Origin of the sequence: Fertoeibacter niger (assembly GCF_009380135.2) — a bacterium.
GTDB lineage: Bacteria > Pseudomonadota > Alphaproteobacteria > Rhodobacterales > Rhodobacteraceae > Fertoeibacter > Fertoeibacter niger.
Genome location: NZ_WHUT02000002.1, coordinates 187,351 through 214,088, shown reverse-complemented (window position 1 = coordinate 214,088; position 26,738 = coordinate 187,351). Strand labels below are relative to the sequence as shown.

28 protein-coding genes are annotated in these 26,738 nt (G+C 65.9%); 17 read left to right on the top strand and 11 right to left on the bottom strand.

Going from position 1 to position 26,738, the window contains the following annotated elements; all coding sequences use genetic code 11:
- Positions 1-42 precede the first annotated feature (42 nt).
- Genes GEU84_RS04480 through GEU84_RS04465 form a run of 4 tightly spaced genes read right to left on the bottom strand, consistent with a single transcriptional unit; the run spans position 43 to position 3,800 of the window.
- Positions 43-1,008 (bottom strand): NAD(P)-dependent oxidoreductase, encoded by a 966-nt coding sequence (locus tag GEU84_RS04480; RefSeq protein WP_152824307.1) that lies wholly within the window; start codon positions 1,006-1,008, stop codon positions 43-45.
- Positions 1,005-1,700 (bottom strand): FadR/GntR family transcriptional regulator, encoded by a 696-nt coding sequence (locus GEU84_RS04475; protein ID WP_152824308.1) that lies wholly within the window; start codon positions 1,698-1,700, stop codon positions 1,005-1,007. The genes GEU84_RS04480 and GEU84_RS04475 overlap by 4 nt, the downstream gene beginning before the upstream one ends.
- A gap of 4 nt (positions 1,701-1,704) precedes the next feature.
- The gene (locus tag GEU84_RS04470; RefSeq protein ID WP_152824309.1) at positions 1,705-2,874 is read right to left on the bottom strand and encodes a mandelate racemase/muconate lactonizing enzyme family protein; all 1,170 of its coding nucleotides are present in this window, start codon (positions 2,872-2,874) and stop codon (positions 1,705-1,707) included.
- Between the two features lie 38 nt (positions 2,875-2,912).
- Positions 2,913-3,800 (bottom strand): sugar phosphate isomerase/epimerase family protein, encoded by an 888-nt coding sequence (locus GEU84_RS04465; protein ID WP_152824310.1) that lies wholly within the window; start codon positions 3,798-3,800, stop codon positions 2,913-2,915.
- Positions 3,801-4,124: 324 nt separating this feature from the next.
- Here GEU84_RS04465 and GEU84_RS04460 point away from each other — a divergent pair, with 324 nt between their 5' ends.
- Genes GEU84_RS04460 through GEU84_RS04450 form a run of 3 tightly spaced genes read left to right on the top strand, consistent with a single transcriptional unit; the run spans position 4,125 to position 7,215 of the window.
- Complete coding sequence (locus GEU84_RS04460) at positions 4,125-5,180, top strand: sugar phosphate isomerase/epimerase family protein (RefSeq protein ID WP_152824311.1); 1,056 nt, start codon at positions 4,125-4,127, stop codon at positions 5,178-5,180.
- A gap of 1 nt (position 5,181) precedes the next feature.
- On the top strand, positions 5,182-6,354 hold the full coding sequence (locus GEU84_RS04455) for a Gfo/Idh/MocA family protein (protein ID WP_152824312.1): 1,173 nt from the start codon (positions 5,182-5,184) through the stop codon (positions 6,352-6,354).
- A 15-nt stretch (positions 6,355-6,369) separates the two neighbouring features.
- Positions 6,370-7,215 carry a sugar phosphate isomerase/epimerase family protein gene (locus tag GEU84_RS04450; protein WP_152824313.1) on the top strand — a complete coding sequence of 282 codons (846 nt, stop codon included), beginning with the start codon at positions 6,370-6,372 and terminating at the stop codon, positions 7,213-7,215.
- A 91-nt stretch (positions 7,216-7,306) separates the two neighbouring features.
- Here GEU84_RS04450 and GEU84_RS04445 read toward each other — a convergent pair whose 3' ends face one another.
- From GEU84_RS04445 to GEU84_RS04420, 6 genes are read right to left on the bottom strand one after another with little or no spacing between them, the layout of a single operon-like run.
- The gene (locus tag GEU84_RS04445; RefSeq protein ID WP_152824314.1) at positions 7,307-8,110 is read right to left on the bottom strand and encodes an ATP-binding cassette domain-containing protein; all 804 of its coding nucleotides are present in this window, start codon (positions 8,108-8,110) and stop codon (positions 7,307-7,309) included.
- A complete protein-coding gene (locus GEU84_RS04440; RefSeq protein WP_152824315.1) occupies positions 8,103-8,972 on the bottom strand; it encodes an ABC transporter ATP-binding protein in 870 nt (289 codons plus the stop codon). Before GEU84_RS04440 ends, GEU84_RS04445 begins: the two co-directional genes overlap by 8 nt.
- Positions 8,969-9,820 (bottom strand): ABC transporter permease, encoded by an 852-nt coding sequence (locus GEU84_RS04435; RefSeq protein ID WP_152824316.1) that lies wholly within the window; start codon positions 9,818-9,820, stop codon positions 8,969-8,971. Before GEU84_RS04435 ends, GEU84_RS04440 begins: the two co-directional genes overlap by 4 nt.
- Positions 9,813-10,823: an ABC transporter permease gene (locus GEU84_RS04430; RefSeq protein ID WP_152824317.1), complete on the bottom strand. Its 1,011-nt coding sequence runs from the start codon at positions 10,821-10,823 to the stop codon at positions 9,813-9,815. The genes GEU84_RS04435 and GEU84_RS04430 overlap by 8 nt, the downstream gene beginning before the upstream one ends.
- A 38-nt stretch (positions 10,824-10,861) precedes the next feature.
- Complete coding sequence (locus GEU84_RS04425; RefSeq protein WP_152824318.1) at positions 10,862-12,382, bottom strand: ABC transporter substrate-binding protein; 1,521 nt, start codon at positions 12,380-12,382, stop codon at positions 10,862-10,864.
- A gap of 31 nt (positions 12,383-12,413) precedes the next feature.
- Entirely contained in the window at positions 12,414-13,982 is a 1,569-nt protein-coding gene (locus GEU84_RS04420) for a phytoene desaturase family protein (protein ID WP_152824319.1), read from the bottom strand.
- A 112-nt stretch (positions 13,983-14,094) separates the two neighbouring features.
- Here GEU84_RS04420 and GEU84_RS04415 point away from each other — a divergent pair, with 112 nt between their 5' ends.
- The 11 genes from GEU84_RS04415 (at position 14,095) to ureC (ending at position 24,501) form a co-directional block, all read left to right on the top strand.
- Positions 14,095-14,886 (top strand): cyclase family protein, encoded by a 792-nt coding sequence (locus GEU84_RS04415; protein WP_152824320.1) that lies wholly within the window; start codon positions 14,095-14,097, stop codon positions 14,884-14,886.
- A gap of 3 nt (positions 14,887-14,889) precedes the next feature.
- Positions 14,890-16,449 carry a phytoene desaturase family protein gene (locus GEU84_RS04410; RefSeq protein ID WP_152824321.1) on the top strand — a complete coding sequence of 520 codons (1,560 nt, stop codon included), beginning with the start codon at positions 14,890-14,892 and terminating at the stop codon, positions 16,447-16,449.
- On the top strand, positions 16,446-16,943 hold the full coding sequence (locus GEU84_RS04405; RefSeq protein WP_152824322.1) for a MarR family winged helix-turn-helix transcriptional regulator: 498 nt from the start codon (positions 16,446-16,448) through the stop codon (positions 16,941-16,943). The genes GEU84_RS04410 and GEU84_RS04405 overlap by 4 nt, the downstream gene beginning before the upstream one ends.
- Before the next feature lie 9 nt (positions 16,944-16,952).
- The gene (locus tag GEU84_RS04400; protein ID WP_152824323.1) at positions 16,953-19,100 is read left to right on the top strand and encodes a thiamine pyrophosphate-dependent enzyme; all 2,148 of its coding nucleotides are present in this window, start codon (positions 16,953-16,955) and stop codon (positions 19,098-19,100) included.
- Entirely contained in the window at positions 19,097-20,632 is a 1,536-nt protein-coding gene (locus GEU84_RS04395) for an indolepyruvate oxidoreductase subunit beta family protein (protein ID WP_152824324.1), read from the top strand. The genes GEU84_RS04400 and GEU84_RS04395 overlap by 4 nt, the downstream gene beginning before the upstream one ends.
- Before the next feature lie 144 nt (positions 20,633-20,776).
- A complete protein-coding gene (locus GEU84_RS04390) occupies positions 20,777-21,604 on the top strand; it encodes an urease accessory protein UreD (RefSeq protein ID WP_152824325.1) in 828 nt (275 codons plus the stop codon).
- A gap of 11 nt (positions 21,605-21,615) precedes the next feature.
- Positions 21,616-21,918, top strand: coding sequence for an urease subunit gamma (locus GEU84_RS04385; RefSeq protein ID WP_152824326.1), 303 nt, complete (start codon positions 21,616-21,618; stop codon positions 21,916-21,918).
- A 7-nt stretch (positions 21,919-21,925) separates the two neighbouring features.
- Positions 21,926-22,090, top strand: a complete 165-nt coding sequence (locus GEU84_RS04380) for a hypothetical protein (protein ID WP_174539312.1) — start codon at positions 21,926-21,928, stop codon at positions 22,088-22,090.
- On the top strand, positions 22,087-22,392 hold the full coding sequence (locus GEU84_RS04375; RefSeq protein ID WP_152824327.1) for an urease subunit beta: 306 nt from the start codon (positions 22,087-22,089) through the stop codon (positions 22,390-22,392). The genes GEU84_RS04380 and GEU84_RS04375 overlap by 4 nt, the downstream gene beginning before the upstream one ends.
- 30 nt (positions 22,393-22,422) lie before the next feature.
- A complete protein-coding gene (locus tag GEU84_RS04370; RefSeq protein WP_152824328.1) occupies positions 22,423-22,740 on the top strand; it encodes an antifreeze protein in 318 nt (105 codons plus the stop codon).
- A gap of 54 nt (positions 22,741-22,794) precedes the next feature.
- A complete protein-coding gene (gene ureC, locus GEU84_RS04365; protein WP_152824329.1) occupies positions 22,795-24,501 on the top strand; it encodes an urease subunit alpha in 1,707 nt (568 codons plus the stop codon).
- Positions 24,502-24,505: 4 nt separating this feature from the next.
- On the opposite strand, the gene GEU84_RS04360 is transcribed toward ureC, so the two are convergent.
- Positions 24,506-24,682 carry a hypothetical protein gene (locus tag GEU84_RS04360; protein ID WP_174539311.1) on the bottom strand — a complete coding sequence of 59 codons (177 nt, stop codon included), beginning with the start codon at positions 24,680-24,682 and terminating at the stop codon, positions 24,506-24,508.
- Between the two features lie 75 nt (positions 24,683-24,757).
- Between GEU84_RS04360 and ureE the strand changes: the two genes are divergently transcribed.
- The 3 genes from ureE to ureG are packed head-to-tail and all read left to right on the top strand — an operon-like array spanning position 24,758 to position 26,573.
- Positions 24,758-25,303 (top strand): urease accessory protein UreE, encoded by a 546-nt coding sequence (ureE, locus tag GEU84_RS04355; RefSeq protein ID WP_152824330.1) that lies wholly within the window; start codon positions 24,758-24,760, stop codon positions 25,301-25,303.
- Positions 25,300-25,950, top strand: coding sequence for an urease accessory protein UreF (locus tag GEU84_RS04350; protein ID WP_152824331.1), 651 nt, complete (start codon positions 25,300-25,302; stop codon positions 25,948-25,950). The genes ureE and GEU84_RS04350 overlap by 4 nt, the downstream gene beginning before the upstream one ends.
- Positions 25,947-26,573, top strand: a complete 627-nt coding sequence (gene ureG, locus GEU84_RS04345) for an urease accessory protein UreG (RefSeq protein ID WP_152824332.1) — start codon at positions 25,947-25,949, stop codon at positions 26,571-26,573. Before GEU84_RS04350 ends, ureG begins: the two co-directional genes overlap by 4 nt.
- Positions 26,574-26,738: the final 165 nt, after the last annotated feature.

Below are 26,738 nucleotides of genomic sequence, written 5' to 3'. Positions count from 1 at the left end.
AAAAGGCGCGCCAGGATTTTTCGCAGGAAAATCGGGCCGGGATCAGCCCGGAAACCGCGCGCGGTACGCGGGCAGCACATCCGGGTTGCAGAAATTCAGCGGCAGGCCGCCCGCCAGAATGCGGGCCACCTCATCCGCAGCCCCCATGCCCATGCGCCACATGCTGTCGGCGGTGATGCCCGCCGCATGCGGGGTCAGGATCACCTGCGGCAGCGCGAACAGCGGGCTGTCGGCGGGCAGGGGCTGCACGTCGAACACATCCAGCGCCGCGCCGGCCAGATGGCCAGCCTGCAACGCGGCGGTCAGGGCTGCGGTATCGACCAGCGGGCCGCGCGCCACATTGATCAGCACGGCGTCAGGTTTCATCGCGGCGATGCGCGCCGCCGAAATGATGCCCCGGGTTTCCGCCGTCAGCGGGCAGCAGACCACCAGCACATCCGCCTCGGCCACCAGCGCATCAAGGCTGCGCGCGCCCACACCTGCGGGCAAGGTATCGGGCCGCCGCGTATGGGCCAGCACCGGCATGCCGAGCCCCAACGCCATGCGGTGCAGCGCCTGGCCGATGTTGCCAAACCCCAGAATGCCCAGCGTGGCCCCGCCCAGATCGCGCCCGGTATCGGCAAAGGCCCGGCCCGCCGCCCAGCCCCTGTCGCGCAGCGCATGGTCCATCGCGCGGAACTGGCGGCGCAGCGCGATGGCGGCAAAGATGGCATATTCCGCCACCGTCGCGGCATTCACCCCCGGCACATTGGCAACGATCACACCTGCGGCCGTGGCATCGGCCATCGGTATCATGTCCAGCCCCGCGCCATGGCGCACGGCGGCGCGCAGGCCGGTGGCTGCGGTGAAATAGGCGGGCGGCACATCGGTGCGCACCACGATCACCTCTGCCCCGGTGCCCTCGGCCAGGATCGCGGCGGCGGTGGGGGCACTTGCCACGCGGTAATCGCCCATGGCCGACAGGCGGGCTGTCACCTCGGGGTGCAGGACATGGGTGGAAAAGATCATGCAGTCCCCGATGGCTTGCCTGTGATCAGGCCCTTCCAGTAGCTTTCCGCGCCTTGCAGATGCGCGCTCATCAGGGCTTGTGCCAGATTGGCATCGCGTTTCAAGAGGGCGTCGAAGATTTGCACATGTTCGGCATGTGATCGCGCGCTGCGGTCGGGGTCGCTGAAATAGATCGGCAGGCGGCGTTCGCCCATGGCGTAGTAGACGCTGCAAATCCGGTAGAACACGGTGTTCTGCGTGGCGCGCACAATCTCCAGATGGAAATCGCGGTCTTCCTCGGCGAGGGTGCCGCCTGCCGCGATACGCTGCTCGGATGCAGCCAATATCGCGCGCAGCCGGTCATAATTCTCGTCGGTTGCACGGGCCGAGGCCAGTTCGGCCGCCTTGATCTCATGTATCTTGCGCAGCTCCACCGCCTCGTAGATCTGGATCGGATCCAGCGGCAGGCCCGCCTTGGCAAACAGCGCCAGCGCCTCGACCGATGCGGTGCGGGTGGTCAGGAAGATGCCCGATTTGGCGCGGCGTTCGACGATGCGCATCGCCTCCAGTATCGCCAGCGTTTCGCGGATCTGGCCCCGGCTGACGGCGAAATGCTCGGCCAGTTCCCGTTCCGAAGGCATGCGGCCATTCTCGGTTTCGCCGAAAGAATACAGATGCGCCGCAAGCTCTGTCAGCAGGTTCTTTTCCGACATGGGGTCAACCGCTCTTCACATGGGCCGCAAGAAACCTTTCCGATAGGGCAAAACCAAGGCCCGGTCCATCTGGGATGGCCACCATCCCGTCGGCTGCGGCGACGCTGCCCTCGATCAGGTCATGGATCATCGGGTTTGCGCCGCAGGAATATTCAATGGTGAAACTGGCGGGTGATGCGGCACAGCAATGCAGTCCCGCGAAAAAGCATGGCGCCCCAGCCCACAGATGCGGCGCAAAGCGCAGGTTGAACGCGGATGCGAGTGCTGCAATGCGCATGGTTTCCGTGATGCCGCCACAAAACGCCGGATCGGGCTGGAAAATGTCGCAGGCGCGCAGCATCGCCAGATCGCGGAAGGCAAAGCGTGTGGCCTCGGATTCGCCGGTGGCGATGGGCACGGTGGTGGCGGCGCGCACCTCGGCCATGCCGGGCTTGTCATCGGCGATGACCGGCTCTTCGAACCAGGCAAGGTCGCAATCGGCGGTCAGATGGGCAAACCGTTTCGCCTCGGCCACGGTATAGGTGCCGTGGGCGTCCACCATGATCTCGACCCCCGGGCCCAGGGCTGCGCGGGCGGCGCGCACCCGTTCGGCGGATACATGCACAGCCTGATCCATGGATCCCACGCGCATCTTGACCGCCTTGAAGCCGCCCAGGTCGATATAGCCTTGCAGTTGCGCGCCGATGTTTGCCGCATCGGCCCAGCCACCCGAGGCATAGGCGGGCAGCCGATCAGCCTTGCGCCCGCCCAGCAATTGCCAGACCGGCTGGCCCAGATGCTTGCCCAGAATGTCCCATAATGCGATGTCCACCGCGCTGATCGCGGCCACCGTCAGCCCGCGCCGCGCCAGTGACGGCATGGCATGGCCCGCCTTGGCGGCAGACCCCGCACGCACACCGTTATACAGCATTTCCCAGATCGCCGTGATGTCGCCCGCCTGCCGCCCGATCAGCAGGGGGGCGACCTCGTGGTTCAGCAGATGCACCAGGGCCGCATAGGTGCCCGCCGATCCGGCGGCATTCTTGCCTTCGCCCCAGCCCACCAGCCCGTCATCGGTTTCGATCCTGAGGATCGCCGCGTCAAACGTGGTCAGCGTGCCGAAGTCGCTGCGGTGCTGACGGGCCGCCTCGATCGGGATCGAGACCCACCACGCCTGAACGGTCTTGATACGCATGGCAACCTCCTGCCAGGGCCGGCCCGCCGGGCCGCAGCTTATTTGATGAGCGGCAGCAGCGTTTCGGCGGTGATGCGCATCTGGTCGTCGTAGAACGCCTCGGTCAGCAGGGATGAGCCGTGATCCTGAATGAACTTCAGCTGCTCGGGCGAGATGTCCACCGGGTTGCGCTCCACCATATGCGGATAGATCGCGGCAGGCGTGCGGTCCACCGGGGCCACGAATTCATTCGTCAGCGCGCCGTCATAGCCGATTTCGCGCAATGTGTTCACGATCTTGGGCCATTCCAGATGGCCCAGACCCGCCGCAAAACGGTTGTTGTCGGCCACATGGAAATCAAACAGCCGCTTGCCCGCGAGGCGGATGGCGTCGTGGATGTTCGCTTCCTCCATGTTCAGGTGATAGGCATCCAGACACACGCCGCAATCGGGGTGAACCGCATCGGCCAAGGCCAGCGCCTGCGCTGCGCGGTTGAAGAAATACGTCTCGAACCGGTTCAGCGGCTCGATCGCCACCTTGACGCCAACCTTCTGGGCATGTGCGAAACATTCTTTCGTCGCCTCCACCACCCAGCCCCATTCCTCTTCCTCGGTGGCATCCGGCACCACCTTGCCCACGGTCGCGGGCACCAGGGTGATGATCTCGCCCTCCAGCTCCGACACCATGGTCAGCACCGATTTCACATAATCGACCGACCGGGCGCGCTGGCCCTCATCCTTGGCGGCCAGATTGCGCTCGCCCAGCGTCAGCGTGACGGCGCCCCAGCAGCGGATGCCATGTTCCTTCAGCAGCCGCCGCGTTTCCGTGACCTCGTATTGCGCAGGCTCGCCCGAGATCTCGATGGATTCGTAGCCATACTTCTTGATCCGGCGCAGCGTGACCTCCAGCGGTTCGGCCCGCATCCAGTTGTGCGTTGACAGATGCATTCGCTATCCTCCCGTGTTGCGAAGCAGGCCAGCACGCGGCGGGCCGGATTTTTGCGGATCTGGTTCGACCAGATGCGCTCGCTCAACAGCTATCGCAAAGTGATTTGGCGCGCAAGATGGATGGTGACTGGTCGGTTTTTCGTTAATAAATATGATTATATGGCGGTTTTGCCGGAATTCCGCTGCCCGGCCCCGTTCGACTGACAGCAGGATTGCCTCGGGCACAGAAAATTTGGTAAGACCAATGCAGCGCCTTCCCTTCCCGATGCGCAATCGGGCAGACTGGGCCTGTTAGCGCATGACAAAAGGGGGGGCACGACCGCAATGGCAGCCACAATGAAAGGGCCGGGCATCTTCCTGGCACAGTTCGCGGGGGATCAGGCCCCGTTCAACAGCCTCGATTCCATCACCGCCTGGGCGGGTGGTCTGGGCTACAAGGGCGTGCAGATCCCCACATGGGACGGGCGGTTGTTCGATCTGGCGCGTGCGGCGGAATCGAAAGATTACTGCGACGAGGTGGCAGGCATCTGCGCGCAGAACGGGGTGGAGATCACCGAGCTTTCGACACACCTGCAAGGGCAGCTTGTGGCGGTAAACCCCGCCTATGACGCGCAGTTTGATGGCTTTGCCCCCGCCCATGTGCATGGCAACCCCAAGGCCCGGCAGGAATGGGCGGTGGACCAGATGATGAAGGCGGCCAAAGCCTCGGCCCATCTGGGTCTGAAAGCCTCGGTGTCCTTCACCGGCAGCCTCGCCTTCCCCTATCTTTATCCCTGGCCGCAGCGGCCCCAGGGCCTGATCGAAGAGGCCTTCGCCGAGCTTGGCCGCCGCTGGACGCCGATACTGAACGCGTATGAGGAAGCGGGGGTGGACCTGGGCTATGAAATCCATCCCGGCGAGGATGTGTTCGACGGCACGACATTCGAGATGTTCCTTGATGCCGTGGGCGGGCACAAACGCTGCACCATCAACTACGACCCCAGCCACTTCCTGCTGCAACAGCTGGATTATCTGGCCTTCATCGACATCTACCACGAACGCATTTCCGCCTTCCACGTCAAGGATGCCGAGTTCAACCCGACGGGGCGGCAGGGTGTCTATTCCGGCTATCAGAACTGGACGAACCGGGCCGGGCGCTTCCGCAGCCTTGGTGACGGGCAGGTTGATTTTGTGGGCATCTTTTCCAAACTCGCGCAATACGGCTATGACCGCTGGGCCGTGCTGGAATGGGAATGCTGCCTGAAACACCCCGAGGATGGCGCAGCCGAAGGGGCCCCCTTCATCGCCAACCACATCATCCGGCTGACGGAAAGGGCATTTGACGATTTCGCGGGTGGCGGGTCTGACATGGCGCTGTTGAAACGGCTGATGGGGATCTGACATGGCAATCACGGGCACGACAGACGCGGGCGCAGGGCCGATCCGCTATGGCATGGTGGGCGGCGGGCAGGGTGCGTTCATCGGCGGCGTCCACCGCATCGCCGCGCGTATTGATGGCGAATTCACTTTGGTGGCGGGGGCGCTAAGCTCTGACCCCGCCCGCGCGGCGGCATCGGCCGCGGCATTGGGCATCGCGGCAGAGCGCAGCTATGCCAGTTTCGCCGACATGGCGGTGGCCGAAGCGGCGCGGGAGGATGGCATCGAGGTGGTGTCGATCGTGACGCCGAACCACATGCATTACCCCGCCGCAGCGGCGTTCCTGAACGCGGGCATCCATGTGATCTGCGACAAGCCGCTGACCGCCACGCTTGAAGATGCGCGCAAATTGTCAGATCTGGCAAAGGCTTCGGGCCGGTTGTTCATACTCACGCACAACTACACCGGCTATCCGATGATCCGGCAGGCGCGGGCGATGGTGGCTGACGGGCTGCTGGGTGATCTGCGGCTGGTGCAGGCCGAATACGCGCAGGACTGGCTGACCGAGGATGTGGAATCCACCGGGTCGAAACAGGCCGAATGGCGCACCGACCCCGCGAAAACCGGGGTGGGCGGGGCCACGGGCGATATCGGCACCCATGCCTACAACCTCGCGCGGTTCGTGACGGGGCTGGAACTGGATATGCTGGCGGCAGACTTGCAGGCTTTCGTGCCGGGGCGGCGGGTGGATGACAACGCCCATGTGATGCTGCGGTTTCAGGGCGGGGCACGGGGCATGCTCTGGGCTTCGCAGGTGGCCGTTGGCCATGAAAACGGTTTGAAGCTGCGGGTTTACGGCACCAAGGGCGGCATTGAATGGTCGCAAGAAGACCCGAATTACCTGTGGTTCACCCCCTTTGGCCAGCCGCGCCAGCGTATCACCCGGGGCGGTGCGGGGTCTGGCCCCGCCGCAGCGCGCATGTCGCGCATTCCGCCCGGCCATCCCGAGGGCTATCTGGAGGGTTTCGCCAATATCTATGCCGAGGCCGCCCGCGCCATCCGCGCCGCGCGGACCGGTGCAGTGGACCCGGAGGTGATCTATCCTTCGGTGACGGACGGGCTGGAAGGCGTGGCCTTTGTGGCGGCCTGTGTGGAATCGTCCAGGGCCAATGCTTCCTGGGTGAAGCTGGGCCTGTAACCCCATGAGGTCATGATGAAAATCGGGATGTGCCTGTTTTTGTGGACGACCCATGTGACCGAAGATCACGCAAACCTGCTGCGCGATCTGAAGGCCACCGGCTTTGACGGGGTGGAGATCCCGGTTTTCGAGGGCGAGGTGGACCATTACACCCGCCTCGGCGCGCTGCTGGATGAGATCGGGCTGGCGCGCACCGCCGTGTCGGCCATGGGCGACCCCGCGATGAACCTGATCGGTGACAATCAGGCGCGGGCGGCGGGCGTGGCCTATATGCGCCACGCGATTGATTGCGCGGCGGCTTTGGGGGCGGGTACGCTGTCAGGGCCGCTGCATTCCACATTGGGGCATTTTTCCGGGCAAGGGCCGACGGCCGAGGAACTGGCGCGGTCGGTTGCGTCACAGCGCGCCATCGGCGACCATGCGGGGACGCGCGGCGTGACCGTGGGGCTGGAGGCGCTGAACCGGTTCGAATGCTATCTGCTGAACACGATGGCCGACCTTTCGGCGCATGTCGATGCCATCGGCCACCCGCATATCCGCGCTATGTATGACACATTCCATGCCAATATCGAGGAGGCAGACCCGATTGCCGCCTTCACCGGCAATCTGCGCAACATCGTGCATGTGCATCTGTCGGAAAATGACCGGGGTGTGCCGGGGCGCGGCAATATCCCGTGGGATCAGACCTTTCGCGGGATCAAGGCCAGCGGTTATGACGGCTGGCTGACCATCGAGGCCTTTGGCCGGGGCTTGCCGGCACTGGCGGCGGCCACGAAAGTCTGGCGCGATTTCGCGGAAAGCCCCGAGGCGGTGTATCGGGACGGATATCGGTTCATCCGTGCGGGGTGGGACGCGGCATGAGACTGGCCGAGCGCCGGGGGTTTCACACCCCCGGACCCCCGTGGGATATTTGGGTCTGGAAAGAGGCAACAAGGGCGGCATGCCGTGCCAGTCATACCCAGACCTGATCGGGGTCCGGCAGCGGGATCGCTGACAACAACTCGCGCGTATAATCGGCCTGCGGATGCGCGAAAAGCTGGGTGGCGGGGGCGTTTTCCACGATTTCCCCCCGGTGCAGCACGATGATGCGGCTGCAAAGGCGGCGGATCACGCTGAGGTCGTGGCTGATGAAGGCGAGGGTAAGGCCCAGGTCTTTCACGAGGCTTTCCAGCAGGTTCAGCACTTGGGCCTGTGAGGACACATCAAGGCCCGACACGATTTCATCGGCCAGGATGAAAGCAGGATTCAGGGCGATGGCGCGGGCGATGCCGATGCGCTGGCGCTGGCCGCCCGACAGTTCATGCGGATAGCGGTGGCGAAAGGCGCGGGGCAGGCCCACCTGATCCAGCGCCTGATCGACGCGGGCAGGGATGCCGCTGAACCCGTGCAGATGAAGGGGGGCCGCGATGATGGCACCGATGCGGCGGCGCGGATTCAGTGATGACATGGGGTCTTGAAAGATCATCTGCATGCGGGGGCGCAGCGGGCGCAGCGCGGGTTCGGGCAGGTGGGTGATGTCCTGCCCGTCAAAATGGATCGTGCCGCAGGAAGGTTCCAGCAGACGCAGCAGCGTGCGCCCCAGGGTGGATTTGCCGGAACCGGAACCACCGACGATGCCCAGCACCTCGCCCCTTGCGATGCTGAAGCTGAGGCCGCGCAGGATGGGGATGCGCGGGGCGGGGCCGAGCAGCGGCTTGCGCGTCATGTCGGCCAGCGACAGGTGCAAGTTTTCGATCTGGAACAGGGGCTTATCCATGTGACCACCCGGCATCGGCCTTTGCCACCTCGGCGCGCACCTGGGCAATGACCGCATCGGGCACGGGCAGCAACGAACCCTCCGGGTCGGTGTATTGTGGCGTCGCGGCCAGAAGGGCGCGGGCATAGGGATGGGCGGGCGCGGCAAAGAACCGGCGCATCGGGGCGTCTTCCACCACCTTGCCCTGATAAAGCACGCTCAGATGGTCGCAGACCTTGGACACCACGCCCAGATCATGCGTCACGAACAGGATCGCCGTGCTGTGCCGTTCCTGCATGCCCTTGATCAGCCGCAGGATTTGTTTCTGCACCGTCACATCCAGCGCGGTTGTGGGTTCATCGGCCACGATCAGTTTCGGCTCGGCGGCGAAGGCGGCGGCGATCAGGATGCGCTGGCGCATGCCGCCCGACAGCTCATGCGGGTAGCTGCGCAGCACGCGGGGCGCGTTGTCGATCTGCACCTCGGCCAGCAGATCAAGCGCGCGGGCCTCGGCGCGGGCGCGGGGCCAGCCCAGAATATGCACCAGACGGTCGGTGATCTGCGGGCCGATGCGGCGCGAAGGGTTCAGCGCGGTCAGCGGGTCTTGCGGGATCAGCGCGGCGCTGGCGCCGATGATCTGGCGGCGGCGGGCGGGGGGCAGGCGCAGCAGGTCAACACCATCCAGCCAGATCTCGCCTTCAACGATGGAAACCGCCCGGGGCAGGGTGCCCAGAATCGCCTTGCCGATCATCGACTTGCCGGCACCGCTTTCGCCCACCAGCCCACGCACCTCGCCCGCCGCAAGGTCCAGCGACACCGACCGCAGCAGGCGCGGCCCACCCTCCAGCACGGCGGAAAGGTTGCGGATGGACAGAAAGCTCATCGCAGCACCGGATCGAACCGGTCTTTCAGCCCCTCGCCCAGTTGCGAAAAGCTGAGAACGGTCAGGAACAGCGCCACCAGCGGGAATACCAGCACCCACCACGCCTGATGCACCGAGGCGCGGCCCTCGGCAATCATGCCGCCCCATGTCGGGTCGTCGGTGGAGATCGAGAGGTTGACGAAGGAAAGGATCGCCTCGACGATCACCGCGATGCCCATTTCCAGCGTCAGCAGCACCACAATGGTGGGCAGGACGTTGGGCAAAATCTCGGTCAGCATGGTGCCGATGCGGCTTTGCCCTGCGACGCGCGCCGATGCGGTGTAATCCATCGCGCCTTGGGCCATCGCCTCGGCGCGGATGACGCGGGCAAAGCGGGTCCAGTCGATGATGACAATGGCAAGGATGATCGACGTCAGGCCGGGGCCGACTACCGCCACCAGCAATATGGCGAAAAGCACGGGCGGAAAGGCCATCCAGATGTCGATCAGGCGCGAGATGACCAGATCGGGCCAGCCGCGGAAATAGCCGGCGATCAGGCCAAGGGTCGCGCCGATGATCCCGGTGCAGATGCCCGCGATCAGCGCCACCAGCACGGCGATGCGCGCGCCGTGCAGCATGCGCGACAGCACATCGCGGCCAAGGCTGTCGGTGCCCAAGGGATAGCCCGGTTCGGCCCCCGCGGCCCAGAAAGGCGGCAGGCGGCCCATGAACAGGTCTTGCGCAAGGGGGTCTTGCGGGCTGATCCAGGGGGCCAGCAGGGCCGCCAGAACCAGCAGCATGATCCATCCGCCGGACAGCCACAGGCGCAGCCCCGTCCGGCGCTTCACCATGCTGCGCCCGTCAACCATGGCGCAGCCGGGGGTTCAGCGCCGCATAGGCGAGGTCAACCACCAGATTGACCCCGGTGAAAATGACCGCAAACAGGATCACGATCCCCTGGATCAGCGGCAGGTCGCGGTTGATGACCGCATCAATGGCCATGTTGCCCAAGCCCTCGTAGGAAAACAGCCGCTCGATGATCACCGTGCCGCCGATCAGAAAGGTGAACTGCACCCCCACCAGCGTCAGCGTGGGCAAGAGGGCATTCGGCAAAGCCTCACGCCAGATCACGGCGGATTCGGAATAGCCGCGCGTGCGGGCCAGCGTGACGTAATCCAGATGCATGGTTTCCTTCAGCGACTGTTTCAGCAACTGCGCGATGATTGCCGCCAGCGGGATCGCCAGCGCCAGCGCGGGCAGCAGCATATGTGCCAAGAGGTCGGCCAACAGATCAAACCGCAGGCGCAGAATGCTTTCGATCAGGTAGAAGTTGGTGGCAAAGGGCAAATCCAGCGCGGGCGAGATGCGCCCCGAGATGTGGAACACCGGCCAGAGCACCCCGAACAGCAGGATCAGCACCAGCCCCCACAGGAAATCGGGCACTGACAGCGCCATGCCATTGGCCACGTCAATCGCGCCCTCCACCCGCCCGCCACGCAGGCGCGTGCCGGTCAGCGCGGCCAGCCCGCCGCCGATGACCGCCATCACCAGCGCCATCAGCGAAAGCTCCAGCGTGGCGGGCAGGCGGCCCAGCACCAGCCCCAGCACTGGCTGGCGGCTGGAAATGGATGTGCCGAAATTGCCCTGCATCACCCCCTGCACCCAGATCACGAATTGCGCGGGGATGGATTTGTCAAAGCCGTAAAGCGCCTTCAGCCGGTCGATGTCGGCCTCGGTCGCGCCCGGGGGCAGCATCATGGCAATAGGGTTGCCGGGCACCACGCGGATCACGACAAACACGATCACCGCCACGCCGATCAGCGTGATGGCGGTGGTCAGCAACCGCAGCAGGATTGTGCGCAACAGGGCCATGCGGGGTGGGCTGGCGGTTTGCGCCAGCCCAGTCCTGTTCAGGCGCGGGTCATCAGATAGGGCAAAAGCGCACCCGAGGCATGCGGCTGCACCTTGACCCCCTCCACATGCAGGATCGGCTGCACATATTGCATCAGGGGCAGCACAAGCGCGTTGTCGGCGATATAGCGGCTGACATCCTTCCAGCCTGCGATGCGCTTTTCCTCATCGGCCTCACCCCACAGCGGGGCGATCTTTTCGATCAGATCGGGCTGATCCCAGACGGAATGGGGCGAGGGGCCGAACATGGCAAAGCCGGTCGATGTGGTGGGGTCGCCCACCGAATTGCCCCAGTTGTAGAAGGCGGCCGGTGCCAGTTGGTCGGCTGCGCGCAGCTCAAAATGCTTGGCGATTTCATAGACTTCGATTTCCGCCTCGATCCCCACCTTGCGCCACAGGCCGACGATGGCCTGAATGATCTCGTAATCCTTGGGCTTGAAGCCGCGCGTGGTCTGGATGGTGAATTTCACCGGGTTTTCGGGGCTGAAACCAGATGCCGCCAGCAGGGCCATGGCGCCATCGGGGTCATAGGGCGTGGTGATGCTGGCGTCAAAGGCCAGATATTCCGGCGTCTCCAGTGTGTCGATCGGAACGCCGTAGCCCGACAGCAGCCGTTCCACGATCAGCTTCTTGTCCACCGCCATGACGGCGGCCTTGCGCACATTGGGGTCCAGCATGGCGTCGATGTCGTTGAAGAAGATCATCCCGATGTCGGAAATCGGCGCGGCGATGCCCGCCAGCCCTGCCGTGCCTTTCAGCCGGTCATATTCCTCATAGGGCATTTCAAGCGTGACATGGGAATTGCCCGATTCAATCTCGGCCACGCGGCTGGTGGCGTCGGTCACGAATTTGATCGTCACCGTGTCGAATTCCGGCTTGCCGCCCCAGTAGTTCGCATTGGCCTTCAGCCGCACGAAGGCGTTGCGCTCAAAGCTGTCAACCATATAGGGGCCGGTGCCGATGGGCGCCGCCTCGAACCCTTCAGCGCCGACCTTTTCGTAATAGGCTTTCGGCAGCACGAAGCCGGTCAGGAAATACATCCACTTGAACACCGTGGGTTCGAACCGCACCACATCGGCGGTCACGGTGTTGCCCTCGGCCACGAAATTGCCCAGCGTTGACCAGATGAATTGTATGGGGTTGCCGGTTTTCTCATCCGCCGCGCGGGCAAGGGACCAGGCCACATCCTCGGCGGTAAAGGGGCTGCCGTCGTGCCAGGTGACACCCTCGCGCACGGTCATGGATACCTTGGTGCGGTCTTCGTTCCAGCCCCAGTCGGTCAGCAGGCCGGGGGTGGGCGTCAGGTCGGGGTTCTGGCCGATGAAACGGTCGAACACCGACAGATAGAAGCCCTGAATGGTGGGGTTTACCGCCGACAGGCCCACGGTCGGATCCCATGATGGCAGCGGCACGTTATACGCGATCACCAGTTCTTCGATGCCTTGCGCGAAGGCGGGCAAAGCGGGCAGGGCAAAGCTGGCGGCGGTGGCTTGCAGCAGGCTGCGGCGGTTGAGGTTCATGGCGGTATCCCTGTTGGTTTTGTTATGGTTTTCAGCGTCCGGCGAGTTTTTGCGCCAGAAGGTAGCCTGATCCCGCCCCGGTGCCCGCCCCCGGCCAGACGGCGGCCCCGGTCAGGTGCAGGTTGGTGATCGGGGTCGATCCGTCGGCATGGCCGCGCGCGGGGCGGTAAAGGAAATGCTGGTGCAGATGGTGGCTGCCGCACACCTGATCGCCGCCCACGAGGTTGGGGTTCTCGGCCTCCAGCTCCGCCGGGGTCACGATGCGCTGGCCCAGGATGCTGGCGCGGGTGCCGGGGGCGTAACGCTCCAGTATGTCCAGCGCGCGGTTGGCGAAGGGCTGGGCGGCGGTCGGCCAGTCACGCGCACTGATCTGGCCCGCCGCATCGCCCAGAATGGTGCCGGGGGCCATGCGCACCTGCAACCACAGCACATGCTGGCCGTCCGGCGCGCGCCCAGGGTCGATGGCGGTAGGCTGGCCCACCACGATCACCGGCTCGTCCGGCAGAAGGCCCGCCTTGGCCTGCTGATAGGTGCGCGCCATCTGGTCAAGGCTGGGGGCAAGATGCACATAGGCAAAGCGTTGCAGCGCCGTATCGGGCCAATGGGGCAGGGCGGATGTGGCCAGATGGATCATCATCGTGCCCGGCGCATGGGCGAACCCCGCCATCCGCGCATCGAAGGCCGCATCGGGCGTGGCCCCGGCAAGCCTGCGCAGCGCCTGCGGGGCCACCCCGGCGATGACCGCGCGGGTGGCGGTGATGCGGCGGCCATCGCGCAGTTCCACCCCTGTCGCATGCGCCCCGTGGTGGATGATGCGGGCCACGGGCGCGTTGCATTCCACCACGCCACCGCGCGCCTGCACCGCCGCCACCAGCGCGCGGATCACCGTATCGGCCCCGCCCTTGCCCAGAACCATGCCGAAACTCTGGTTCGCCATCCCTTCCAGATAGGGAAACAGCGCGCCCCCGGCGACATCGGGCGCGAAATCCAGATGCATGCCCCACGCCCCCAGCAGGGCACGGACCTGCGGCGATTCAAATGTTTCCTCCAGCCAGGCGCGGGGCGACTGCGCCAGAAACCGGGCCAGATCAAGGCTGCCGCGCGCCCCCTTGGCCCGCCACAGTTTCCAGCCAAAGGATGCAAATGCACGCAAATTCATGGGGCTGCCCAGCAGGGCAAATATATGCGCCGCCTCGCCCGGGAAAGCCTGCACCAGCCGCTGCCATGTCGCCGCATCGGCGGGTGACAGCGCCGCAATGCGCGCCGTGGTGGTCGCCAGATCGGTCGAGACACCCAGCCATGACCCGTCAGCAAAGGCCGAGGCGAAACAATCGGCCACTGGCGCGAATTCCAGCCCCAAAGTGCCCAGCTCTGCGCCATAGGCCTTGAAAAACGGCGATCCGGCGAAAAGCGACAGGTTCATCGCCGCCCAGTCATGGCGGAAGCCGGGCAGCGTATATTCCCCCGTTTTCACCGCGCCGCCCGGGCTGGCCGCGCCCTCGAACAGCGCAACCTTCCAGCCTTTCGCCGCCAGATGCAGCGCCGCAGCCAGGGCGTTGTGCCCGGCCCCGATCAGAACCGCATCATAGGTATCGGCCATCATCAGCCCCCGCAGGTTACGCCAGGATATTTGCAAATGCATCTAAATCTGTCTAGCATGATTCATGACATGAATGCGGGCTTCAGACCCGCGGATGCAGGGAGTGCTGAAAATGAACGCGGATGCGGTGCTGGAAAACCTGGGTGCGATGCTGCTGGCGGGCGGGATCGAGGTGGTGGATTGCTCGGGCACGCTGGGCCCCGACACGCCGTTGCTGAAACTGCCGCCGGATTTTGCGCGCGACACGCCAGCGATCGAGATTCACCGCATTTCCGAATATGACAAGGACGGGCCGTTCTGGGCCTGGAACTGGCTGAAGCTGGGTGAACATTCCGGCACGCATTTCGACGCGCCGCACCACTGGATCACCGGCAAGGATTATGCCGATGGCTATACCGATACGCTGCCGGTGCAGAAACTGGTGGCCCCGGTCAATGTGCTGGATTTTTCCGCCGAATGTGCGGTGAACCCGGATTTCCTGCTGACCATCGACGATCTGAAAGTCTGGGAAGGCCGCCATGGCGCGATCAACGCGGGCGAATGGGTGGTGCTGCGGTCTGATTGGGACAAGCGCGCCGACAATGCCGAGGCGTTCCTGAACGCCAATGAAACCGGCCCCCATACCCCCGGCCCGACGGCCGAGGTCATTGCTTATCTCATCGACAAGGGCATCGTGGGCTGGGGCAACCAGTGCATCGGCACCGATGCGGGGCAGGCGGGGGGCATGACGCCGCCCTACCCGGCGCACAACCTTCTGCATGCCGCCAACCGCTATGGCCTTGCTAGCCTTGCCAATCTTGACAAGCTGCCGCCCAAGGGGGCCATCCTGATCGCGGCGCCCCTGAAGATCGTGAACGGCACCGGCAGCCCGATCCGCGCGCTGGCGCTGGTGCCCAAGGGCTGAGGCATGGGCTACGATCACGTCATCATCGGGTCGGGCATCAATGCCCTTGTGGCGGCGGCGCTGCTGTCGGCCAAGGGCCGGGTGCTGGTGCTGGAGCGGGAGGACCGTTTCGGCGGCTGCATGCGCAGCGACCAGATCACCCTGCCGGGCTTTAGCCATGACGTGATGGCGGCGACGTTTGTTCTGTTCCTGACCGGCCCGGCGCATGCGGCGCTGGGGGCCGATCTGGCGCGGCACGGGCTGGAATTCTGCCACTCGACCCTGCCCACCGGGGTCTTGCGCCCGGATGGTTCGGCGCTGGTGCTGGCCACTAACCGGCAGGCCAATATCGCCGCGCTGAACCTGGCCGCACCGGGTGACGGCGACAGGCATGCTGCGGATGTGGGGGGCATCGAGGCTGACGCGCCGTTCCTGTTCGCGCTGCTGGGTGGGCGGCTGTGGTCCTGGCCCACGCTGCGGCTGCTGGCCGGGCAGGCGTGGCGGCGCGGGCCGCGCGGGCTGGCGGCGTGGATGGGGCAGGCGCTGGCCCCGGCGCGCGGCTGGTTGCAGGGGTATGACAGCCCCGATGTGCAGGCGCTTTATGCGCCATGGGTGCTGCATTGCGGGCTGACGCCGGAAAGCGCCTATTCCGCCCAAATGGGCAAGGTGATTGCCTTTGCGCTGGAGGCGGCGGGTGCCCCGGTGGTCAAGGGCGGTGCGGGGCAGGCGGTGGAGGCGTTCCGGCGGCTGATCGCGGAACGCGGCGGTGAGCTGCGCAGCGGGGCCGAGGTGGACCGGATCACCGTCGAGGCTGGCCGCGCGACCGGCGTGGTGCTTGCGGGCGGCGAGGTGATTGCGGCAAAGAACGTGCTGGCCTCGGTGACGCCCGGGCAGCTTTACGGGCAACTGTTGCGTGACGATGCGGCCCCTGCCGACCGGGTGGCGGCAAAGGCCTTTCGCCACGGGCGCGGCAATTTCCAGCTGCATTACGCGCTGGACGGCGAACCCGACTGGATCGGCAAGGGGCTGGAGGATGTGGCCCTGATCCATCTGGCCGATGGCATTGATTCCGTGTCGAAATCCGCCAATGAGGCCGAGCGTGGCATGCTGCCCGAAACCCCCACGATCTGCGTGGGCCAGCCGCACCGGCTGGACCCTTCGCGCTGCCCGCCGGGCAAGGCTGTGCTGTGGTTGCAGATCCCCGACGCGCCCCGCGTCATCAAGGGCGATGCGGCGGGCGAAATCGCGGGTGGCCCGGACTGGACCGAGGCGCTGCGCGAGGCCTTTGCCGACCGGATCGAGGCGATTCTTGCCCGCCATATCCGCAACTTTGCCGCCATCAAACTGGCGCGGCGGGCCTATTCGCCTGCCGACCTGCAAGCCATGAACATGAACCTTTCGGGCGGCGACCCCTATGGCGGGGCGTGCAGCATCGACCAGTTCTTCATCTGGCGGCCGTTTGCGCACAGCACAAACCACGGCACGTCGATACGCAATCTGCACCATATCGGGGCCTCTGCCCACCCCGGGCCGGGGCTGGGCGGCGGGTCAGGCTATCTGGCGGCCAAGGGGCTGGGGGCATGAACGAACAGACCCCATTGGATGATGCCACCGAGGCCGGGCTTGACCAGCCCCGGCTGGGCGAGATCGGGTTGAACAGTTTCGCACCCTATCTGATGAACCGCATCATGGGCCGCTACAACGCATCGCTGCGCGAGGAAATGGCCGCGCTGGGGCTTTCCACCCCGCAGATGCGGGCGCTGGCGGTGCTGTCGGTGATCGACGGCATCCAGATCAAGCAACTGGCCGTCTATGCGGTGGTCGAGCAATCCACCCTCAGCCGCGCGCTGGATGTGCTGGCCGCAGATGGACTTGTGCGCCGGGTGGCCGACCCTGCCGACAGCCGCGCCACGCTGATCCAGATCACCGATGCGGGCCGGGCGGCGTTTGAAACCCTGTGGCCCCGCATGGCGCAAAGCTATGCGCGGATGTTCCGGGGCATCGCGCCGGGTGAACGCGCGACCTTTGTGGCCACGTTGCAAAAGATTCTGGCCAATATCCGCAAGCACGAATTCTAGGAGCGCAGCATGGCCGAACGGTCCTTCAAGGCAGAGGTGCAGCATCTGCGGCTGGGTGAGGGCGACACCTTCACCGGCGAGGGCATTCTGGCCATCACCAAGGCGCTGCTGGAAAACGGCGTGGGCTATGTCGGCGGCTATCAGGGTGCGCCGATTTCGCATCTGATGGATGTGCTGGCCGATGCCGAGGATCTGCTGGCCGAACTGGGCGTGCGGTTCGAGGCGAACGCATCCGAGGCGGCGGCGGCGGCAATGCTGGCGGCATCGGTGCATTACCCCATTCGCGGCGCGGTGACGTTCAAGGGCTCTGTGGGTGTCAACGTGGCGTCGGATGCTTTGGCCAATCTGGCGTCATCGGGGGTTACGGGCGGCGCGCTGATCATCGTGGGCGAGGATTACGGCGAAGGCAGTTCCATCATGCAGGAGCGCAGCCATGCCTTTGCGATGAAATCACAGTTCTGGCTGCTGGACCCCCGCCCGAACCTTCCGTCGATCACCAGGGCGGTGGGCGACGGTTTCGCGCTGTCAGAGGCGACGAATACGCCGGTCATGCTGATGGTGCGCATCCGGTCCTGCCATGTGACAGGCAGCTTTGCCACGCGCGACAACCGGCGGCCCGCGCTGACGGTGCGCGATGCCTTGGCGTCACCCCGCCGCGATTTCAGCCGCGTGGTGCTGCCACCGATGTCCTACCTGCACGAACAGGACAAGGTGAAGGTGCGCTGGCCCGCAGCCGAACGCTATATCGTGGATCACGGGCTGAACGAGCGTTTCGGCCCTGCCGATGCTCCGGTCGGGCTGGTGGTGCAGGGCGGCATGTATAATGCGGTGATCCGCGCCTTGCAGCGGCTGGGCCTGGCCGATCTGCATGGCACAACGCAAGTGCCGCTGTATGTGCTGAACGTGACCTATCCGCTTGTTTCATCGGAATTTCTGTCGTTTTGCGCGGGCAAGGATGCGGTGCTGGTGATCGAAGAAGGCCAGCCCGAATTCATCGAACAGGGGCTGACCACCTTCCTTTACCGCGCGGGCAGCACGGTGAAACTGCACGGCAAGGGCATCTTGCCGATGGCGGGCGAGTATACGGGTGCCGTGCTGCTGGACAGTCTGACCGCCTTCCTGCGCCAGACGGCGCCGGGGCTGCTGCCTGGGCAGGTGCGCGCGCCCAATGCCGAGGGGCTGAAGATACCTGACCTGTCAAAAACCGTGCCGCTGCGCCCGCCGGGGTTCTGCACCGGCTGCCCGGAGCGGCCGATTTTCGCGGCGATGAAGCTGGTGGAACAGGAACTGGGCAAGCACCAGATCAGCGCCGACATCGGTTGCCACCTGTTCGGGTCGCTGCCGCCGTTCGAGATCGGCGGGCAGACCATGGGCTACGGCCTTGGCCCTGCGTCGAATGCGGCCTTTGATGGCGGCGGGGAAAAGCGGGCGATTTCCATTCTGGGCGACGGGGGGTTCTGGCACAACGGGCTGTCGTCCTCGATCGGCAACATGGTGTTCAACAAGGCCGATTCCGTCGCGCTGATCGTTGACAACTACTATTCGGCGGCCACGGGCGGGCAGGATATTCCATCCTCACGCGCCGAAAACGGCACCAAATCCACCGGCAACCCGATTGCCAAGGCGCTGAACGGCGTGGGGGTGAACTGGGTGCGGCAGGTGGACCATACCTATGACGTGGCGAAAATGCGCGACGTGCTGCGCGAGGCGCTGACCACGGACTACACAGGCCCAAAGGTTATTGTTGCGTCATCCGAATGCATGCTGAACAAGCAGCGCCGCGAAAAACCATTGCGCGCCAAGGCGATAAAGGACGGCCGGCGGGTCGAGGCCCCCCGCTTCGGCGTCGACGCCGATGTCTGCACGGGCGACCATGCCTGCATCCGCCTGTCGGGTTGCCCCTCGCTGAGCCTGAAACGGCTGGACGACCCGCTGCGCGACGACCCCGTGGCCAGCATCGACCAATCCTGCGTGGGCTGCGGCAATTGCGGCGAGGTGGCCGATGCCGCCGTGCTGTGCCCCAGCTTCTACCGGGCCGATGTGGTGCACAACCCGGGGCGGTGGGAGCGGCGGCGCGCGGCGTTCCGCGCCCGGATCATCGGCTGGCTGCAACGCCGCCGCAGCGCCACGCGGCTCGATTTTGGCGGTGCCGCATGAACCTGCCGCTGCTGACCCCCCGCAGCCCCGACCCGGCGCTGGCGGGCATCATCAAGCTGGCGGTGATGGCGGTGGGCGGGCAAGGCGGTGGCGTGCTGTCGGGCTGGATCGAGGCGATGGCCCGCGCCAATGGCTATGCCTGCCAATCCACATCGGTGGCCGGGGTGGCGCAGCGCACCGGGGCCACGATCTATTACATCGAAATGGCCCCGATGGGGGCGCTGGCCCCGGTGTTCTCGCTTGCCCCGGCGGCGGGCGATGTGGATATCCTGATCGCGGCGGAAATGATGGAGGCGGGCCGCGCCATCATGCGCGGTTTCGTGACACCTGACCGCACGGTGTTGATCGCCTCCACCCACCGGGCGCTGGCGGTGTCGGAAAAATCCACGCCCGGCGATGGCATCGCCAATGCCGCCGAGGTGGTTGCCGCCGCGGAAATCGCCGCGCGGCGGGTGGTCTTTGCGGATCTGGAGGCGCTGGCGCTGGCCAATGGGTCGGTGATTTCCGCCAGCCTGTTCGGCGCGCTGGCCGGGTCTGGCGCGCTGCCCTTCCCGCGCCCGGCGTTCGAGGCGGCGATCGCGGCGCAGGGCAAGGGGGTGCAACCCTCGCTGCGGGCCTTTGCGGCGGGGTTTGCTGCGGCGGAAGGTGCAGCGCCCGTCGCCGCCCCGGCAAAAGCTGCGCCACGCCCCCTGTCCGGCCCGCCGAAACTGCTGGCCGCCTGGCGCGCGCTGGAGGCGCGGGTGGCAGCCTTGCCCGCGCCCGTGGCCGCATTTGCCAGCCCCGGCCTGCACAAAGTGGTGGATTTTCAGGACATCGCCTATGGCGCGGAATATCTGGATCGGGTGGAGGCCGTTCTGGCCCGCGACACCCCGGCCCAAGACCATGCCCTGACCGCGCAGGCCGCGAAATACGTCGCCAGTGCAATGGCTTATGATGACATGATCCGCGTGGCCGACCTGAAAACCCGGCCCGCCCGGCTGGCGCGGATACGCGGTGAAATGGGCGTGACGGATGCCCATCTGCTGCAACTGACCGAGTTTTTCCACCCAAGGGCCGAGGAAATTATCGGCCTTCTGCCTGCCCGGCTGGGCGCGCGCTGGCAGGCCAACCCGCGTGCGGTGGCGCGCATCGACCGCCTGTTCAACAAGGGCCGCCGGCTGCGCAGCGACAGTCTGCGCGCTTTTTTGATGCTGTATGTGCTGGGCGGTCTGCGGCGCTGGCGCCCGCGCACCCTGCGCCATGCCGAAGAGGTGGTGCATCTGGACCGGTGGCTGGCAACGGCGCTGGCGCATCTGCCACAGGATTACGCGCTGGCGGTCGAGGTGATCCGCTGCCGACGCCTGATAAAGGGCTATTCCGACACCCATGCGCGCGGCCAGTCGAAATTCGACCGGGTGCTGGCGGGCATCGCTTTGGTGGCGGGCCGCCCCGATGCCGCCGACTGGGCCCGCCGCCTGCGCGATGCCGCCTTGCAGGACGAGGCCGGGCTGGCGCTGGACGGGGCCTTGCAGACCATCCGCAGCTTTGCCTAAGGGATCTCTGTAGCGCCTGCTTTTCGCGCATGCTGCGAAGAAAACGGGCGTTTCCCGCCTGCCGCAGCCGTCGCAACCTGCGACTGGCCTCCGCCGGATTGCCCGCCCCGCGCCCCGGTGCTGGACTGCGCCCGAGGAGTCCCGATGAACGCCCACGTCCCCCCCCCGCAGGTGATGCAGCGCAGCCATGGTGAGGCCAGCGTCGCCATGCAGCACAGGGCGGGCCGCACCCGGCTGGCCGACCTGCGCCAGCAAGGCTCGGCCAAGGCATTTTTGCCGCGGGTTGACGGTGCGGTGCCCGAAGTGGTGTTCCTGAACACGTCGGGCGGGCTGACCGGAGGCGACCGCCTGCGCTTTGCGCTGACCCTGAGTGCTGGCTGCCGGGCCGTGGCGACGACCCAGACAGCGGAACGGGCCTATAGGGCAGGGCAGGGCAGCGCGTTGGTTGAGGTGGCGCACAGCGTCGGCGCCGGTGGCTGGCTGGATTGGCTGCCCCAGGAAACCATTCTTTATCAAGGGGCTGCACTCGACAGGCGCACGGTGATCGACCTTGCCCCGGGCGCAGGCTGCCTGCTGCTGGAATCGGTGGTGCTGGGGCGCGCCGCCATGGGCGAAACCGTGACCGGGCTTGCCTTTCGCGACACGCGCATTGTGCGGCGCGATGGCCGGCTGGCGCTGCTTGATCCGCTGGCCTTTGGCGACGATGCACTCGCGGCGGCGGGCGGCACGGCCATTCTGGGCGGGGCGCGGGCCTTTGCCACGCTTGCAATGGTCGGGCCGGCTGTGCAGGACGCGCTGGGCCCGGCGCGCGCCGCTTTGGGGGAACCGGGGGTCGAGGGCTCGGCCTCGGCCTTTGACGGCAAACTGGTGCTGCGGCTTCTGGCCGCCGATGGTTGGCCGCTGCGGCGGCAGGTGGCGCGGGTGCTGGCGGCGCTGCGCGGGCAGGCGCTGCCCCGCGTCTGGCAAAACTGACGGGAGATGACATGAATCTGACGCCACGCGAAAAAGACAAACTCCTCATCAGCGTTGCCGCCATGGTGGCGCGGGGGCGGCTGGCCCGGGGGGTCAAGCTGAACCACCCCGAGGCCATCGCGCTGGTCAGCGATTTCGTGGTGGAGGGCGCGCGCGACGGCCGCACGGTCGCCGATCTGATGCAGGCCGGGGCGCATGTGATTTCCGCCGCCCAGTGCATGCCCGGGATCCCCGAGATGATCCATTCCATCCAGGTCGAGGCCACCTTTCCCGATGGCACGAAACTTGTCACCGTTCACCATCCGATCCGCTGAGGCACCCATGAAAACCAGTATTGCCGCCCTTATCCTGCTGCCCCTGCCGGCGCTTGCGCATGAGGGTGCGCATCTGCATCCGCATGGCATCCAATATGGCTGGGTGATTGCCTGCGCCGTGTGTTTCATCGGCGGCATGGCCGTGGCGCGCATCCGTGGCGGGCGCAAATGACGCCGGGAGAGGTTTTTCCCGCCGAGGGAACCATCACCCTGAACGCGGGGTTGCCTGTGTGCACGCTGACGGTGGCCAATACCGGCGACAGGCCGGTGCAGGTCGGCTCGCATTACCACTTTGCCGAGACCAATGCTGGGCTGGCCTTTGACCGTGCGGCCGCGCGCGGGATGCGGCTGGATATCGCTGCGGGAACGGCGGTGCGGTTTGAACCGGGCCAGACCCGCGAGGTTCGGCTGGTGCCTTTTGGCGGCGGCCATGCAGTTTATGGCTTCAACGGTCATGTGATGGGCAAGCTCTGACCCCAGTGTCAGAGGCAAAGGAGTGACGTGATGGCCAAGGTTTTTTCGCCCGCAGACGCGCTGCGGCTGTCGGCGCAGATGGGCTTGATGACGCTGGAGGCCCAGACGGTCATCACCCTGCGCCTTTGGGGGATGATGGGTCTTTGGAACACGGCACCGGGCGAAAACCGCCGGATGATCGCGGAAAAGGGCGTGGCGGCGCTGGCCTCGGGGCGCGCGGCGGGGCGGTCCCTCGCAGCGGGTGACGAGGCGGGCCATGTGGCCCTGGCCGCCATCGCACCCCTGCGGGCGAAAACCCGTGCCAATGCCCGGCGACTGGCCGGGCGCGGGCCAAAGACCAAAGGCTGAATGGCGCGGCGCCGTGCCAGGCCGCTTTTCCAACGAAACGAACGAGGATGACCGATGCCCGCCCAGATCTCTCGCGCCACCTATGCTGCAATGTTCGGCCCCACGACGGGCGACCGGCTGCGTCTGGGCGACACCGATCTGATCATCGAGGTGGAGCAGGATTTCACAACTTATGGCGAGGAGGTGAAGTTCGGCGGCGGCAAGGTGATCCGCGACGGGATGGGGCAAAGCCAGATCACCCGGGCCGGGGGGGCGGTGGACACCGTGATCACCAATGCGCTGATCGTTGACCATTCGGGCATCTACAAGGCCGATGTGGGCCTGCGTGACGGGCTGATCCACGCCATCGGCAAGGCGGGCAACCCCGATACGCAGCCCGGCGTCACCATCATCATCGGGCCGGGCACCGATGTGATCGCGGGCGAGGGGCGGATACTGACGGCGGGGGGCATGGATGCGCATATCCATTTCATCTGCCCGCAACAGATTGATGATGCGCTGCATTCCGGCATCACCACCATGCTGGGCGGCGGCACCGGCCCGTCGCATGGCACGCTGGCCACCACCTGCACGCCGGGGCCATGGCACATCGGGCGGATGCTGCAAAGCTTCGACGCCTTCCCGATGAACCTGCTGATCGCGGGCAAGGGCAATGCCAGCCTGCCCGAGGGGCTGGAGGAGATGGTGCGCGCAGGGGCCTCGGCGCTCAAACTGCACGAGGATTGGGGCACCACCCCCGCCGCAATCGACTGCTGCCTGACGGTGGCTGACGCGATGGATGTGCAGGTGATGATCCACACCGACACGCTCAATGAATCGGGCTTTGTCGAGAATACCCTTGCCGCCATCAAGGGCCGCACCATCCACGCGTTCCACACCGAAGGGGCGGGCGGTGGCCATGCGCCTGACATTCTGAAGGTGGTCGGGCATGCCAACATCATCCCGTCGTCGACCAACCCCACCATGCCCTACACCGTGAACACGGTGGAGGAGCATCTGGACATGCTGATGGTCTGCCACCACCTTGACCGCTCGATCCCCGAGGATGTGGCCTTTGCGGAATCCCGCATCCGGCGCGAGACGATTGCCGCCGAGGATATCCTGCATGACATGGGGGCGCTGTCGATCCTGTCGTCGGACAGTCAGGCGATGGGGCGGGTGGGCGAGGTGATCATCCGCACCTGGCAGACAGCGCACAAGATGAAGGTGCAGCGGGGGCGGCTGGCCGAAGAAATGGGGGCGAACGACAATATCCGGGTGCGGCGCTACATTGCCAAATACACCATCAACCCTGCGATAACGCACGGTATTTCCGCCCATACCGGCAGCGTCGAGGTGGGCAAGCGCGCCGATCTGGTGCTGTGGCAACCGGCGTTTTTCGGGGCCAAGCCGGATATGGTGCTGCTGGGCGGCATGATCGTCTGCGCGCAGATGGGCGACCCCAACGGCTCGATCCCCGCGCAGCCCTATTACAGCCGCCCGATGTTCGGGGCCTTCGGCGGGGCCTTGCACCGCTCGGCGGCGGTATTTGTCAGCCGTGCCGCGCAGGAGGAGGATGTGAAGCACCGCCTTGGTCTGGCCAAGGATACCCTGCCCGTGCAGGGCACGCGCGGCATCGGCAAGGCCGACATGATCCACAACGCGCATCGCCCGGAGATGGAGGTAAATCCAGAAACCTATGAGGTGCGCGCGGATGGTGAGCTGCTGACTTGCGCACCGATGGCGGAACTGCCCTTGGCGCAACGCTATTTCCTGTTCTGAGGCATCAATGTAGCGCCCCTTCCTGACCCGCGTCCCGGCGGATCGGCCAACCGGGGCGGGTGGGTGACAGGGGTGCGGCCGCAGTTTGCAGCAAAGCGCGCAGCGTATCGGCCCGCGCCTCAAGCCGCGCGATTTCGGCCCGGATGGCGGCCAGTTCGTCGGCGGGGCCAAGGTTGCGCATGGATCCTCCGGTTGCCACAAGTTCCCCGCACAGATTGCCGCCACTTCCCTAACGAATCGCCAAGAAAGGCCAGCCATGCCCGATCTTCCGCCCGCTCAGCTTCTGCACCGTCGTGGTGCCTGGACCCGGATGGCGCTGGGGCAGGTGCGGCTTGGCTATGAAGACCGCTTTTTGCGGCGCAAGCGGCTGGTGACGGTGCAGGGGCAGGGGTTTCTGGTTGATCTGCCGGAAACGGTCAGTCTGGACGACGGCGATGCGCTGGAACTGGCCGACGGTCGGCTGATCGCGGTGGAGGCTGCGGCAGAGGAGGTGCTGGTGGTGACGGGCGATCTGGTGCGGCTGGCCTGGCACATCGGCAACCGGCACACGCCATGCCAGATCTTGCCGGGCAAGCTGTTGATCCGGCAGGATCATGTGCTGGAGGGCATGTTGCGCGGCCTTGGCGCGCAGGTGCAGCGCGCGGTGGAGCCTTTCACGCCTGAGGGCGGGGCCTATGGCCATGGCCGCACGATGGGACATGCGCATGGGGGGGATGACCATGGCCCCGATCTGGCGCAGGCCTTTGGGCTGCACCACCATGGCGACGGCATTCTGCACAGCCATGCAGCCCTGAAGCGATGAGCGACGCCTTTCCCGACGCCGGGCTGCTCAGCCTGGTGCAATGGCTGTCGCCGGCCTTTCCAACGGGCGGTTATGCCTATTCGCACGGGCTGGAATGGGCCGTGGCGCAGGGCGAGGTGGCAGATGGCGCGGGGGTGGAACATTGGCTGGCTGATGTGCTGCGCCATGGCGCGGGGCGGGCGGATGGCATTCTTCTGGCACATGCGTTGGAACCGGGGGCGGACATGGCGGCGCTGACCGATCTGGCGCGCGCGCTGGCCCCCTCGGCCGAGCGGTTGGCCGAGACGGAACAGCAGGGCGCGGCCTTTGCGCTGGCCACGGGCGCGGTGCTGGGGGTGGCCCTTGCGCCGCGCCCCTTGCCATTGGCGGTGGGGCAGGCGGCCTGCACCCTCGGCCTGCCGAAAGCGCAGGTCATCACCCTGTATCTGCATGCATTCGCGGCAAATCTGGTGTCCTGTGCCACGCGGTTCGTGCCGCTTGGCCAGAACGAGGGGCAGCGGGTGCTGGCCGCCTTGCACCCGCTGATCCAGACCATCGCACAAGAGGCGGCCATGGCCCCGCTGGACAGCATCACCACATCAGCCTTTCGCGCCGACATGGCGTCGATGCTGCACGAAACCCTCGACGTAAGGATATTCAAGACATGAGCGCACATGGCCCCCTGCGTGTCGGCATCGGCGGCCCGGTGGGTGTGGGCAAGACCACGCTGACCGAGCATCTGTGCCGCGCCTTGGCGCATCGCTGCAACATGGCGGTGATCACCAATGACATCTACACCCGCGAGGATGCCGAATATCTGATGCGCGCGCAGGTGCTGCCGATCGACCGCATCCGGGGGGTGGAAACCGGCGGCTGCCCGCATACCGCGATCCGTGAGGATGCCAGCATCAACCTGGCCGCGATTGCCGATCTGAACCACCATTTCCCGGGGCTGGACCTGATCCTGATCGAATCCGGCGGTGACAATCTGGCGGCCACCTTCAGCCCCGAACTGGCCGATCTGACGATCTATGTCATCGACACGGCGGCGGGGCAGGACATTCCGCGCAAACGCGGGCCCGGCGTCACGCGGTCTGACCTTCTGGTGGTGAACAAGACCGACCTGGCGCCTTATGTGGGCGTCGATCTGGCGCTGCTGGAGGCGGATACCCAACGCGCCCGCACTGTGCGGCCCTATGTGATGGCGCGGCTCAGGCAGGGCGAGGGAATCGGGGCCATCGTGGCCTTTCTGGAACGCGAAGGCGGCTTGCAATTGGCGCCCGCCACCTGACAATCGCCGCTTTCTGCCCCTGCGTCACATATTCGTTGCCTATTTCTGCGCCGCAATTTCCCACTGCGCCCAATTACCGGGCAAGCCCCCTGCCAAGTTTCCGCCACAATCGGCCCATGCTTGCTGCGCTGCGGCAGTCCCGGTCTTCTGATCCGGCGAAGGCCG

Bases quoted from the DNA above. Each gene is read 5' to 3' on its own strand.
- GEU84_RS04430 (WP_152824317.1), bottom strand. From the start codon at position 10,823: ATGGCCCTGTTGCGCACAATCCTGCTGCGGTTGCTGACCACCGCCATC.
- GEU84_RS04380 (WP_174539312.1), top strand. From the start codon at position 21,926: ATGAAAACCAGTATTGCCGCCCTTATCCTGCTGCCCCTGCCGGCGCTT.
- GEU84_RS04425 (WP_152824318.1), bottom strand. From the start codon at position 12,382: ATGAACCTCAACCGCCGCAGCCTGCTGCAAGCCACCGCCGCCAGCTTT.
- GEU84_RS04350 (WP_152824331.1), top strand. From the start codon at position 25,300: ATGAGCGACGCCTTTCCCGACGCCGGGCTGCTCAGCCTGGTGCAATGG.
- ureG (WP_152824332.1), top strand. From the start codon at position 25,947: ATGAGCGCACATGGCCCCCTGCGTGTCGGCATCGGCGGCCCGGTGGGT.
- GEU84_RS04460 (WP_152824311.1), top strand. From the start codon at position 4,125: ATGGCAGCCACAATGAAAGGGCCGGGCATCTTCCTGGCACAGTTCGCG.
- GEU84_RS04465 (WP_152824310.1), bottom strand. From the start codon at position 3,800: ATGCATCTGTCAACGCACAACTGGATGCGGGCCGAACCGCTGGAGGTC.
- GEU84_RS04400 (WP_152824323.1), top strand. From the start codon at position 16,953: ATGGCCGAACGGTCCTTCAAGGCAGAGGTGCAGCATCTGCGGCTGGGT.
- GEU84_RS04370 (WP_152824328.1), top strand. From the start codon at position 22,423: ATGGCCAAGGTTTTTTCGCCCGCAGACGCGCTGCGGCTGTCGGCGCAG.
- GEU84_RS04455 (WP_152824312.1), top strand. From the start codon at position 5,182: ATGGCAATCACGGGCACGACAGACGCGGGCGCAGGGCCGATCCGCTAT.
- GEU84_RS04415 (WP_152824320.1), top strand. From the start codon at position 14,095: ATGAACGCGGATGCGGTGCTGGAAAACCTGGGTGCGATGCTGCTGGCG.
- ureE (WP_152824330.1), top strand. From the start codon at position 24,758: ATGCCCGATCTTCCGCCCGCTCAGCTTCTGCACCGTCGTGGTGCCTGG.
- ureC (WP_152824329.1), top strand. From the start codon at position 22,795: ATGCCCGCCCAGATCTCTCGCGCCACCTATGCTGCAATGTTCGGCCCC.
- GEU84_RS04435 (WP_152824316.1), bottom strand. From the start codon at position 9,820: ATGGTTGACGGGCGCAGCATGGTGAAGCGCCGGACGGGGCTGCGCCTG.
- GEU84_RS04360 (WP_174539311.1), bottom strand. From the start codon at position 24,682: ATGCGCAACCTTGGCCCCGCCGACGAACTGGCCGCCATCCGGGCCGAA.
- GEU84_RS04395 (WP_152824324.1), top strand. From the start codon at position 19,097: ATGAACCTGCCGCTGCTGACCCCCCGCAGCCCCGACCCGGCGCTGGCG.
- GEU84_RS04410 (WP_152824321.1), top strand. From the start codon at position 14,890: ATGGGCTACGATCACGTCATCATCGGGTCGGGCATCAATGCCCTTGTG.
- GEU84_RS04480 (WP_152824307.1), bottom strand. From the start codon at position 1,008: ATGATCTTTTCCACCCATGTCCTGCACCCCGAGGTGACAGCCCGCCTG.
- GEU84_RS04390 (WP_152824325.1), top strand. From the start codon at position 20,777: ATGAACGCCCACGTCCCCCCCCCGCAGGTGATGCAGCGCAGCCATGGT.
- GEU84_RS04475 (WP_152824308.1), bottom strand. From the start codon at position 1,700: ATGTCGGAAAAGAACCTGCTGACAGAGCTTGCGGCGCATCTGTATTCT.
- GEU84_RS04375 (WP_152824327.1), top strand. From the start codon at position 22,087: ATGACGCCGGGAGAGGTTTTTCCCGCCGAGGGAACCATCACCCTGAAC.
- GEU84_RS04440 (WP_152824315.1), bottom strand. From the start codon at position 8,972: ATGAGCTTTCTGTCCATCCGCAACCTTTCCGCCGTGCTGGAGGGTGGG.
- GEU84_RS04385 (WP_152824326.1), top strand. From the start codon at position 21,616: ATGAATCTGACGCCACGCGAAAAAGACAAACTCCTCATCAGCGTTGCC.
- GEU84_RS04470 (WP_152824309.1), bottom strand. From the start codon at position 2,874: ATGCGTATCAAGACCGTTCAGGCGTGGTGGGTCTCGATCCCGATCGAG.
- GEU84_RS04445 (WP_152824314.1), bottom strand. From the start codon at position 8,110: ATGGATAAGCCCCTGTTCCAGATCGAAAACTTGCACCTGTCGCTGGCC.
- GEU84_RS04420 (WP_152824319.1), bottom strand. From the start codon at position 13,982: ATGGCCGATACCTATGATGCGGTTCTGATCGGGGCCGGGCACAACGCC.
- GEU84_RS04450 (WP_152824313.1), top strand. From the start codon at position 6,370: ATGAAAATCGGGATGTGCCTGTTTTTGTGGACGACCCATGTGACCGAA.
- GEU84_RS04405 (WP_152824322.1), top strand. From the start codon at position 16,446: ATGAACGAACAGACCCCATTGGATGATGCCACCGAGGCCGGGCTTGAC.